Origin of the sequence: Aquabacterium sp., from assembly GCF_004297345.1 — a bacterium.
Lineage (GTDB): Bacteria > Pseudomonadota > Gammaproteobacteria > Burkholderiales > Burkholderiaceae_C > Aquabacterium.
The window spans coordinates 1-10,023 of the sequence record NZ_SCTN01000525.1 but is presented as its reverse complement, the minus strand read 5'-3'; the positions used below and the strand labels follow the sequence as shown (position 1 = coordinate 10,023).

The following is a 10,023-nucleotide window of genomic DNA, read 5'->3' as shown; positions in this document are numbered from 1 at the left end:
CCACTTTCGCGTCTTGATAGCCTGCAGGCACTTTGATTCAGGCTGTGGCGACCAAACCCCAACCTGTCGCAGGTGTATCAGACGCGAACGTCTGCACACCAGCTTTTTGCGCCCCACGCCTTACAGCGAAGGGCGAAACCCAGCATTGTAGAAGAAATTTCAGCCTTTTGGCTTATTTCTTCTTTTTCGGGCCCAACACCATGATCATCTGGCGGCCTTCCAGCTTGGGCATGTTCTCGACGATCGACACATCGGTCAGGTCATCGCGAACACGCTCCAGCAGGCGCATACCCAGTTCCTGGTGGGTGATTTCACGGCCACGGAAACGCAGGGTCACTTTGCCCTTGTCGCCGTCTTCCAGGAAGCGTCGCAGGTTGCGCAGCTTGATCTGGTAGTCGCCTTCATCTGTACCCGGACGGAATTTGACTTCCTTGACTTCGATGACCTTCTGCTTGAGCTTGGCATCGTGAGCCTTCTTCTGCTCCTGGTACTTGAACTTGCCGTAGTCCATCAGGCGGCAGACAGGAGGATCTGCCGTGGCAGCCACTTCCACCAGATCCACGTCGGCTTCGCCGGCAAGGCGCAGGGCCTCCTGGATGCTGACGATACCAAGGGGTTCATTCTCCACGCCGTTCAGACGGACTTCGGGAGCCATGATTTCACGATTCAGCCGATGCTTGCGCTCGTCATTGCGCGTACGGCGGTCAAAGAAGTTAGCGATGTCAAATTCCTTCTGGCAACGGGCTTTTCGCTAAACCCGCACCGGTTAACCTTGATTCACACCCGAAGAAACCCATTTCGAGGCGCGCCTGCCCTTCTAACGACAAAGGAAAAGCGCGCTCCCGCCTCAGGCCTTGCTGGCGATGTCTTGAGAGATCTTCTGGGAGAAGTCATCGAGTGACATCACACCGAGGTTCTGATTGCCTCGGGCGCGCACGGCGACGGTGCCATCAACCTTCTCCTTGTCACCGACAACGATGAAGTACGGCACCTTCTGCAACGAATGCTCTCGGATTTTATACGTGATTTTTTCGTTTCGCAAATCCAACTGGACCCTAAGTCCTTGTTTCTGCAGTGATTTGGCGATTTCTTGAGCGTAATCAGCCTGCGCATCGGTGATATTGAGCACCACAACCTGCACAGGAGACAGCCAGACGGGCAGCGAACCAGCGTGCTGCTCGATCAAAATTCCGATGAAACGCTCCAGCGAACCCAGGATCGCGCGATGCAGCATCACGGGGTGCTTGCGCTCACTGGTGTCGGCCACGTACTCGGCATTGAGGCGTTGCGGCATCGAGAAGTCCACCTGGATGGTGCCGCACTGCCAATGGCGACCCAACGCATCCTTGAGCGTGTACTCGATCTTGGGACCATAGAAGGCGCCGTCGCCCGGGGCAATCGTGAACTCGCTGTTCGTGGCGCGCAGCGATTCCATCAAAGCGGCCTCGGCCTTGTCCCACACCTCATCGGAGCCGATGCGGTGCTCGGGACGCGTGGCCACCTTGTAGATGATGTCGGTGAAGCCAAAATCCTTGTAGACAGCCTGCAGCAAGGCAGTGAAGTCCACGCACTCCTGCAGGATCTGGTCTTCGGTACAGAAGACGTGACCGTCATCCTGCGTGAAGCCGCGCACGCGCATGATGCCGTGCAGGCCACCCGAAGGCTCGTTGCGGTGGCACTGACCGAACTCGCCGTAGCGTACCGGCAGATCGCGATAGCTCTTGATGCCTTGATTGAAGATCAGGATGTGGCCAGGGCAGTTCATCGGCTTGAGCGCGTAGTCGCGCTTTTCCGACTCTGTGGTGAACATGTTGTCGCGGTACTTGTCCCAGTGGCCGGTCTTCTCCCACAGCGTCTTGTCGATGATCTGCGGGCCCTTGACTTCCTGATAGCCGTTGTCGCGGTAGACCTGGCGCATGTACTGCTCGACCGCCTGCCACACCGTCCAGCCCTTGGGATGCCAGAACACCACCCCCGGCGCGTGATCGTCGATATGGAACAAATCCAGCTCGCGGCCCAGCTTGCGGTGGTCGCGCTTTTCAGCCTCTTCCAGGCGAGTCAGGTACAACTGCAGGTCATCCTTGGTCGTCCAGGCGGTGCCGTAAACGCGCTGCAACTGCTCGTTGCGATGGTCGCCACGCCAATAAGCACCCGCCACCTTCATCAGCTTGAAGTGCTTGAGCTTGCCGGTGCTGGGCACGTGCGGGCCGCGGCACAGATCGGTGAACGCGCCTTCAGCGTACAGCGACACATCCTGATCAGCCGGGATGCTCTCGATGATCTCAGCCTTGTAGTGCTCACCCAGGCTCTTGAAGTAGGCAACCGCCTCGTCTCGCGGCAACACACGGCGCTCGACCTTCTCGTCCTTCTTGGCGAGCTCACCCATCTTCTTTTCGATGGCTTCGAGGTCTTCTGGCGTGAAGGGGCGCTTGTAGGCGAAGTCGTAATAGAAGCCGTCTTCAATGGTGGGCCCGATGGTGACCTGCGCATCCGGGAACAGCTCCTTGACTGCGTAGGCCAGCAAGTGCGCCGTCGAGTGACGGATCACATCCAGACCATCGGCATCCTTCTCGGTGATGATGGCCAGCTGCGTATCGGCCTCAATGCGGTGACTGGTGTCCACCAGGCGGGCGGCATCGCCCTGCCCCACGCGGCCAGCCAGCGCGGCCTTAGCCAGACCTGCGCCAATAGAGGCCGCCACTTCGGCCACGGTCACAGGACCAGGAAATTCACGTTTGGAGCCATCAGGCAATTGAATCGAAATCATGGTGCTCTCAGCTTGCAATGTGTGAGGCCCGAACCTGATGGCGCGGGCAACAAAAAAGCGCGGTGGTCGCCGCGCTTTCTTGATGGGGATAAGAAATACGAAAGCAGCGGCCAGCCGACTAGACCTCAGTCGAGGTTTGTGTGGTGGTCGAAGTTCGCGGTGTCATAACCGTATGTGCCTTTCTACGCTTCTTACCCGATGTTCATCTGCATGCCGCCAGATGGCAGCGAATCTGCACATTGTAGCCAGCATTCGCCACCCGACCATTCATTCAGCAGCCAGCCGCCTTTTTGCGTGACTGCGCATCTCGCACGCGCGCAGCCAGCCCATCCATATGCGCCGCATCACCACCAGTGCGCTGCCCCTGGGTCAACTCGCCCAACTCCGTCGAGATGGCCGTGCATGTAACCGCTTTGGCGGCAGCCTTGCGAGACGCAGACTCATGCGCGGCCGGAGGCACGATTGCCTGGCGACCAGCGGACGCCTCCATCACGCCGGGATCCTGCGCCGCGCTCGCTGCCCTCAACAAAGCTGCGGCATCCCTGGCCCGCTCCACCTCCCTGACACAGTCCACCTCAATCGAACGACGCACTTCCAGCGAAGAGCCCCGACGCCCATACACGTCACGAGCCAGATTGGCATCCACACCAGGCTTGCGCAACTGCTCATCCAAAGTACGCCCCGACTCTTTTTCCCACATCAGTTTCTGGGCTGCAGCGCCACGCGCCCCACAAGCGGGGTCGATCGCCGAGCCGCCGCCATCACTTTGCCCCGCAGCTTGCCGAACATGGGCACCCACAGGCTTGCTGTCCACACCATTGCAGGGCCGGTCCTGGTAGGTGGCACCACAGCGGTACATGGTTTGCGCATGTCCCACCCACGACACCAGACACGTCGACAAGAAGATGGCAGCCACACGCCCCACCCGAAACCGATCAACCATGAACACCCCCAGCGATGAATATCGAGCCATTTTAGAAACATGCTCAGATTCGAATCGCGAAAAAAAACGGCGCCCGAGGGCGCCGTTTCGCAGTGCTGATTCAGCTCACAGGCCCAAAGGCCTGCGGCGATCAGTGGAACTGTTCTTCTTCGGTCGAGCCGGTCAGGGCCTTCACGGAAGACGAACCACCTTGGATCACGGTGGTCACGTCGTCGAAGTAGCCAGCGCCCACTTCTTGTTGGTGCGACACGAAGGTGTAACCCTTTTCGCGAGCTGCGAATTCGGGCTCTTGCACCATGTTGGTGTAGTGCTTCATGCCTTCGCCGCGAGCGTAAGCGTGGGCGAACTGGAACGTGTTGAACCAGTTGATGTGGATACCAGCCAGCGTGATGAACTGGTACTTGTAGCCCAGAGCCGACAGGTCTTCCTGGAAGGAAGCGATCTGCTTGTCGTCCAGGTTCTTCTTCCAGTTGAAGGAAGGCGAGCAGTTGTACGACAGCAGCTTGCCTGGGCAAGCGGCGTGCACGGCTTGAGCGAATTCACGAGCGAAGCCGATGTCAGGCACGCCGGTTTCACACCAGACCAGGTCAGCGTAAGGAGCGTAAGCAACGCCACGGCTGATGGATTGCTCCAGGCCGTTCTTCACGCGGTAGAAGCCTTCTTGAGTGCGTTCGCCAGTCAGGAAAGGCTTGTCGTTTTCGTCGTAGTCGCTGGTCAGCAGGTTGGCAGCTTCAGCGTCGGTACGAGCCAGAACGATCGTGGGCACGCCCATCACGTCAGCAGCGAAACGAGCAGCGATCAGCTTCTCGATGGCTTCACGCGTAGGAACCAGCACCTTGCCGCCCATGTGGCCGCACTTCTTCACAGCGGCCAGCTGGTCTTCGAAGTGAACGCCAGCAGCACCTGCGGCGATCATGTTCTTCATCAGTTCGAAAGCGTTCAGAACGCCACCGAAACCGGCTTCAGCGTCAGCAACGATAGGCAGGAAGTAGTCAACGAAACCTTCGTCGCCAGGATTGACGCCACGGCCCCACTGAATTTCGTCAGCGCGCTTGAAGGTGTTGTTGATACGGCGAACCATCGTAGGCACCGAGTCGTACGCGTACAGCGACTGGTCGGGGTACATGGTTTCGGAGGTGTTGCCGTCAGCAGCAACTTGCCAGCCCGACAGGTACACAGCTTCCAGACCAGCCTTGGCCTGCTGCATGGCTTGACCAGCGGAGATCGCGCCGAAAGCATTCACGTAGCCCTTCTTGGCTTCGCCGTTGACCTTGGCCCACAGCTTTTCAGCGCCGTTCTTGGCCAGGGTGTACTCAGGCTGCAGGCTGCCGCGCAGGCGCACAACGTCAGCAGCGGAGTAACCGCGCTTGACCAGCTTCCAGCGAGGGTTTTCGGCCCAGTCTTTTTCCAGGGCAGCGATTTGCTGTTCACGTGTGAGTTTCGTCATGACGAGATCTCCGGGGTTGGTAGGGAAGTACTTGAAAACCCGCGATTCTACGTTGGTTTGAGGTCGCTTGCAAAGACTTATGTCTTATATAAGACCTCACCCTTCATACGCGGGGGCAAACAACGAGAAGGAATGCGCAAGGAATTGACGCAAAAAGACAACAAAGCCGAACAGTCCACGGCCTCCGAACGAGCTCGCACACATCGCAAGGGCTAGCCCGGAGTCGATTTGTCACTTTTTGCGAGCAAAGTCAGTGCCATCAATCGCTGATTCAAACCAAGATAAAGACCTGTAGCGGCGCACCAGATCTGGAGGATCTGCACCGCAACCCGACAAGGAGAACGACATGGACCTGAACCTCGACGCTTTCTGGATGCCCTTCACGGCCAACCGCGACTTCAAACAGGCGCCGCGCCTGCTGTCCAAGGCCAAGGACATGCATTACTGGACGCCCGAAGGCCGCCAGATCCTGGACGGCACAGCCGGCTTGTGGTGCGTCAATGCAGGGCACAGCCGCCCTCGCATCGTCGAGGCGATTGCCCGCCAGGCCGGTGAAATGGACTTCGCCCCGCCCTTCCAGATGGGTCACCCCCTGGCCTTCGAGCTGGCGGACCGTTTGCAAAAATACGTGCCTGAAGGCCTCAACCGCGTCTTCTTCACCAACTCAGGCTCGGAATCGGTCGAGACAGCCCTGAAGATCGCCCTGGCCTATCACCGCCTGCGCGGCGAATCGCATCGCACACGCCTGATCGGCCGTGAGCGCGGCTACCACGGCGTCAACTTCGCCGGCACAGCCCTGGGCGGCATGGGCCCCAACCGCAAGATGTTCGGCTCCAGTCTGTCAGGCGTGGATCACATGCGCCACACGCATGATCTGGCGCGCAACGCCTTCACCAAAGGCCAACCGGAACACGGCGCCGAACTGGCGGACGATCTCGAACGCCTGGTCGCCCTGCATGACGCATCCACCATCGCCGCGGTGATCGTGGAACCCATGGCCGGCTCCACCGGCGTGCTGCTGCCACCAAAGGGCTACCTGCAACGCCTGCGCGACATCTGCGACAAGCACGGCATTCTGCTGATTTTTGACGAGGTCATCACCGGCTTCGGGCGCCTGGGTGCACCGTTTGCAGCACAGCATTTTGGCGTCACGCCCGACATGATCACAGCCGCCAAGGGCATCACCAACGGCACGATCCCGATGGGCGCCGTGTTCGTCAAGCAAGGCATCCACGACACCTTCATGCAAGCGCCACCCGGCATCGAACTGCCGCACGGCTACACCTACTCCGGCCACCCCATGGCCTGCGCTGCGGCACTGGCCACACTGGATACCTACGACGAAGAAGGCCTGCTCACACGTGGTCAGGCCATGCACGCCAAGATGGAAGCCGCTGTGCACAGCCTCAAGGGCCTGCCCAATGTGGTGGACATCCGCAATACCGGCATGGTGGGCGCCATCGAGTTCGCACCTCGTGCCGGCGCCGCGCCTGGCCGCCGTGCGTTCGAGGTCTTCCTGGGCTGCTGGGAAGAAGGCGTGCTGCTGCGAGCCGCGGGTGACAACATCGCCATTTCGCCACCACTGATCATCAACGACAGCCAGATCGACCAGATCGTGTCGACGCTGGAGAAGGTGATCAAGCGCGTAGCCTGACCCACTCACTCGGCCACATCAAAACAAAAAGCCGCCTTGCTCACGCAGGCGGCTTTTTCATGTGCAAGGCACCTCGCAAGGCGCCCCACCCGACTCAATCAGATCAGTGTTGCTTGGCGAAAGCAGCCAGACCGGTCGTCACTTCAGCCTTGGCGGCATCGATGCCATCCCAGCCGGTGACCTTCACCCACTTGCCGGGCTCCAGATCCTTGTAGTGCTCGAAGAAGTGCTTGATTTGCGACACAAGCAGCACAGGCAGGTCTTCCAGCTTCTGGATGTCCTTGTACATGGCGCAGATCTTTTCGGTCGGCACAGCCACCAGCTTGGAGTCGCCGCCAGCCTCGTCTTCCATCTTCAGGATGCCCAGAGGACGGCAAGGGATCACCACGCCAGGCTGCAGGGGGAATGGCGTCACAACCAGCACGTCAACGGGGTCGCCGTCGGCAGCAATGGTCTGAGGCACGTAGCCGTAGTTGCAAGGGTAGTGCATGGCTGTACCCATGAAACGGTCGACGAAGACGGCGCCGGTTTCGTGGTCGATCTCGTACTTGATCGGATCAGCGTTAGCGGGGATTTCGATGATGACGTTGAAGACGTCAGGCGCCTTGGCGCCGGCAGGAACGTTGAGCAGGCTCATGATGAATGGATCACAAGTTAAATATTTTGGGCGACGGCAAGTGTAGGCGATGCTGGCGCTTAATGGGCCACAGTCGGGCCGCGGCGCCCCTACTCCAGGGTGACGCCTGCGCGACAAGCCGCCGACAAAGTGCCACCAAAGGCAGAGAGTCAAGTTTTTGACATTCACGCGACGATTTTGCTGCACCGCACAAAAAGTACTTGCAAAGTTTTTTCGGATGCCTATACTGAGAATCATGTTGCAGCGCAACAAAGGTTCAAGGACCACCAAGCCAACTGCAATTCAACCCATCAACACGTACGGAGAATCGTCATGCTGACCGCTGAACAACTGCTGGCCACCCAGAAAGCCAACCTCGCCACCCTGTTCGACCTGGGCCAAAAGGCTTTCGAAGGTGTTGAAAAGGTTCTGGAACTGAACCTGCAAGTTGCCAAGGCCACACTGGACGAAGCCGCTGAGCACACCAAGGCTGTGCTGGCAGTGAAGGACGCTCAAGAGCTGCTGGCCCTGCAAGCCAGCCTGCTGCAACCTTCCGCTGAAAAGGCCGCTGCTTACAGCCGTCACCTGTACGACATCGCTTCGACCACCAGCTCCGAAGTGAGCAAGCTGGCTGAATCGCAGATCGCTGAAGCACAGAAGAAGTTTGCCTCCGTGGTGGACAACGCTGTGAAGAACGCCCCCGCCGGCTCCGAAAACGCCGTTGTGCTGGTGAAGTCGGCTGTTGCCGCCGCCAACAACGCTTTCGACTCCGTGCAAAAGGCCGCCAAGCAAGCTGCTGACGTCGCTGAAGCCAACTTTCAAGCCATCACCAACACCGCTGTGAAGGCCACTCAAGCTGCTTCGTCCAAGGCTCGCAAGGCTGCTTGAGATCGATTACTCGGAGGCCGAGCCGAACGGGATTACAAAACTTTGCAGGTTTGTGAGCCCGGTCAGCTTGAACTTTGGCCCCGGAACCAAATCTGAGAGATGTCGCTCTGGACAAGCGACACTCCCTGAAAGGTTGTCTCCTCGGTACCTCCTGAACCTTTTCTAAGGTACCTTTCAAGCCCGATGGTTCGCCATCGGGCTTTTTTTCTGTCCGCACGAATTCACGCTCGCGCTTTCTTATCATGGCGACATGATCCCCTGGCTGGAACCCGACACCCCCTTCCCTGACACAGCAACCGCGCTGGGGCCGGAAACGGACGCGCCCGGATTGCTGGCTGCCGGCGCCGATCTGTCGCCACAGCGACTGGAGGCGGCCTACCGCCGCGGCATCTTCCCCTGGTTCAGCCAAGGCCAGCCGGTGATGTGGTGGACGACGGATCCTCGCATGGTGTTGCCAGTTGCGGAATTCAAGCTACACCGCTCCCTGCGCAAGACACTCGCGAAATTCCTGCGCAACCCCGGCTGCGAGGTCCGTATCGACTCGGCTTTTTCAGAGGTGATGCTGGCTTGTGCAGGCACCCCCAGAGACGGGCAGGACGGCACATGGATCGTGCCCGCCATCCGCGAGGTCTACGGGCAATGGCATCAACAAGGGCGCGCCCACTCTTTTGAAACGTGGGTGGACGGAGAACTCGTGGGTGGCCTTTACGGCGTCAACCTGGGCCGCATGTTCTATGGCGAATCCATGTTTGCCTGGCGCACGGATGCGTCCAAGATTGCGCTGGCCGCGCTAGTGTGTTTTTGCAAGGCCAACGGCATCGCGTTAATCGACTGCCAGCAACAAACAAGCCACCTCGCCTCCCTGGGTGCGCGCCCTATTTCACGAGGTGATTTCGAGGCCCATTTACGAGGGGTGGTCGATCAAAATCCACCCTCTGTTTGGGCCTATGATGATGCCCTCTGGTCTCAACTTGAGCACAGCGCCTAGAGACACCCCCCCGTGACGCACCTCAAAGATCTTCCACTGGCGTCCTTGCAGTTTTATGCAACGGCACCCTACCCGTGTAGCTACCTTGACAACAAGGCCGCTCGCTCGCAGGTGGCCACGCCCAGCCACATGATCAATGCAGACGTGTACTCCGGCCTGGTCAGCAATGGCTTTCGGCGCAGTGGCATGTTCACCTACCGGCCCTATTGCGATGGCTGCCGCGCCTGCGTGCCGCTGCGCATCCCGGTAGAGCGTTTCGAGCCCAATCGCAGCCAGAAGCGCGCCTGGAAGGCTCACCAGCATCTGGAGGCACGCGTGCTGAGGCTGTGCTTCACGCCCGAGCACTACCAACTCTATCTGCGCTATCAGTCCGGCCGTCACAAAGGCGGCGGCATGGACCATGATTCGGTTGATCAGTACACGCAGTTCCTGCTGCAAAGCCGCGTGAACTCCAGGCTTGTTGAGTTCCGTGAGCCACCGCAGCCGGGCGAAGCGCAAGGCAAGCTCAAGATCGTTTCCATCCTGGACATCCTCAACGACGGGCTGTCTGCGGTCTACACGTTCTACGAGCCCGAGCCTCACACCAGCTACGGCACCTACAACGTCATGTGGCAGGTCCAGCAGGCGCACGATCTGGGCCTGGCCAATTTGTACCTGGGCTACTGGATTGCCGAGAGCCAGAAGATGGCCTACAAGGCGCAGTTCCTGCCCCACCAGGTG

General features: G+C 59.4%; 9 protein-coding genes. 4 read left to right on the top strand and 5 right to left on the bottom strand.

The features are described 5' to 3' along the window. Positions 1–172: 172 nt before the first annotated feature. From infC to aceA, 4 genes are all read right to left on the bottom strand, one after another. Positions 173–721 (bottom strand): translation initiation factor IF-3, encoded by a 549-nt coding sequence (infC, locus tag EPO09_RS20360; RefSeq protein ID WP_290646104.1) that lies wholly within the window; start codon positions 719–721, stop codon positions 173–175. Positions 722–847: 126 nt separating this feature from the next. Further along, positions 848–2,767, bottom strand: a complete 1,920-nt coding sequence (thrS, locus tag EPO09_RS20355; protein ID WP_290646102.1) for a threonine--tRNA ligase — start codon at positions 2,765–2,767, stop codon at positions 848–850. Positions 2,768–3,038: 271 nt separating this feature from the next. Beyond that, positions 3,039–3,740 carry a hypothetical protein gene (locus EPO09_RS20350; protein WP_290646100.1) on the bottom strand — a complete coding sequence of 234 codons (702 nt, stop codon included), beginning with the start codon at positions 3,738–3,740 and terminating at the stop codon, positions 3,039–3,041. A 100-nt stretch (positions 3,741–3,840) separates the two neighbouring features. Further along, entirely contained in the window at positions 3,841–5,157 is a 1,317-nt protein-coding gene (gene aceA / locus EPO09_RS20345) for an isocitrate lyase (protein WP_290646098.1), read from the bottom strand. Between the two features lie 346 nt (positions 5,158–5,503). Here aceA and EPO09_RS20340 point away from each other — a divergent pair, with 346 nt between their 5' ends. Beyond that, complete coding sequence (locus tag EPO09_RS20340; protein WP_290646095.1) at positions 5,504–6,811, top strand: aspartate aminotransferase family protein; 1,308 nt, start codon at positions 5,504–5,506, stop codon at positions 6,809–6,811. A 103-nt stretch (positions 6,812–6,914) separates the two neighbouring features. Here the strand turns inward: EPO09_RS20340 and ppa are convergent, their stop codons facing one another. Continuing rightward, positions 6,915–7,448 carry an inorganic diphosphatase gene (gene ppa, locus EPO09_RS20335; protein ID WP_035034904.1) on the bottom strand — a complete coding sequence of 178 codons (534 nt, stop codon included), beginning with the start codon at positions 7,446–7,448 and terminating at the stop codon, positions 6,915–6,917. Between the two features lie 312 nt (positions 7,449–7,760). Between ppa and phaP the strand changes: the two genes are divergently transcribed. The 3 genes from phaP to EPO09_RS20320 all read left to right on the top strand — a co-directional run. After that, complete coding sequence (gene phaP, locus EPO09_RS20330; protein ID WP_290646091.1) at positions 7,761–8,315, top strand: TIGR01841 family phasin; 555 nt, start codon at positions 7,761–7,763, stop codon at positions 8,313–8,315. A gap of 250 nt (positions 8,316–8,565) precedes the next feature. Continuing rightward, on the top strand, positions 8,566–9,303 hold the full coding sequence (aat, locus tag EPO09_RS20325; protein ID WP_290646089.1) for a leucyl/phenylalanyl-tRNA--protein transferase: 738 nt from the start codon (positions 8,566–8,568) through the stop codon (positions 9,301–9,303). A 12-nt stretch (positions 9,304–9,315) separates the two neighbouring features. Further along, positions 9,316–10,023, top strand: a 708-nt coding sequence (locus tag EPO09_RS20320) for an arginyltransferase (RefSeq protein WP_290646087.1), incomplete at its 3' end; no start/stop codon positions are given.